The organism is Paraburkholderia sp. SIMBA_053 (genome assembly GCF_046534895.1).
Lineage (GTDB): Bacteria > Pseudomonadota > Gammaproteobacteria > Burkholderiales > Burkholderiaceae > Paraburkholderia > Paraburkholderia caledonica.
Map to the genome: position 1 here is coordinate 1 of NZ_JAWRXU010000302.1, position 332 is coordinate 332.

Consider the following 332-nt stretch of genomic DNA (forward strand, 5'->3'; position numbering starts at 1 on the left):
CATTCGACCAGCACGCTGCACGGGCCGAACACTTCGTCAGCCAGCGTGTGATCCGCGAGCAGGCTCTTCGCACTCACGCGGAACAACACCGCTTGCGCGCGCCGGCTGCCTGCTTCGGGCGCCTTGCCACGCGCGAGCGTCGTCACAGCGGGATTCGCAGCAAACCGTTCGATACCTGCGTCGTACGCCCGCAGAATGCCGCCTGTCAGCATGACGCCCGCTTGCACTCCATCAATGCTCTGCGCGGCGGTTGCAGCGAAACGCTCGAAGCCTTCGCCTGCGATGCCGAGCATCAAGCCGGGATTCGTACAGAACTGACCGCAACCCAGCGT

At 64.8% G+C, this 332-nt stretch carries 1 pseudogene; it reads right to left on the reverse strand.

Annotation, left to right across the window (positions count from 1 at the left end):
* Window positions 1-332: pseudogene (locus tag SB753_RS35730) on the reverse strand (aldehyde dehydrogenase (NADP(+))); the annotation flags it as partial.